This window comes from Protofrankia sp. Cr1 (assembly GCF_963555865.1).
Classification (GTDB): domain Bacteria; phylum Actinomycetota; class Actinomycetes; order Frankiales; family Frankiaceae; genus Protofrankia.
Genome location: NZ_CAUVXO010000576.1, coordinates 3,431 through 4,104, shown reverse-complemented (window position 1 = coordinate 4,104; position 674 = coordinate 3,431). Strand labels below are relative to the sequence as shown.

1 protein-coding gene is annotated in these 674 nt (G+C 72.4%); it reads left to right on the top strand.

All coding sequences use genetic code 11. The annotated features are described in order from the left end of the window. The coding region (locus tag U9980_RS26070) for a hypothetical protein (RefSeq protein ID WP_322770351.1) at positions 1-674 on the top strand (674 nt) is incomplete at both ends.

The following is a 674-nucleotide window of genomic DNA, read 5'->3' as shown; positions in this document are numbered from 1 at the left end:
GGAGTCACGGTGGTGGGAGCCCTCGTCGCACGTCGCGCACCCCCGACGACCGCACCAGGGGGCCATCCGCCCATTGCCGCCGCGTTCGGCGCGGTCGTCGGCACCCGAGACCCGTTGGGTCCGCTGACACACCGAGCCGATCCGTACCTGTTCGTCACGGCTGATCACAGTCTTACCCGGGCTGAGATCGACCGACTTCGCCAGGCTGTGGGCGCGGTCGAGGCGGTTGTCACCGACTTTGCCGAGGTGAGTGTGGGAAGCGGCCGCACCGGCGCGGTCGGGGCTGATGCGGGCCTGCTGCGCACCGTTGCGCCCGCCGGCACCGCCGAGGCCACCGGGCTGTGGCAGCGGATCGCGGATGGAGACGTGGCGGTTGCGCACAGCGTTGCAGCGGCTCTGGACGTGCAGCTGGGCGCTCAGGTCGACATCGGTCGCGACCGGCCGGTCAACCTACGCGTCGGTGCGCTGGCAACCACCCGCCTGCCGGGTGTCGGCGTTGTGGCGGACCGCTCCCGGTCCGCTGCGCTCGGCCTTGTCGCCGACAGTGCGGTTGTGCTTGTCGTCCCCGGTACGCCCGACCCCGTGGTGCTTGCCGCCACCGCCCGCCAGGCCGTCCACGGTCTGCGGGTCACGGCGCTGCGGAGCGTTCTGCTACCGCCTGCTGCGGCTCCCAC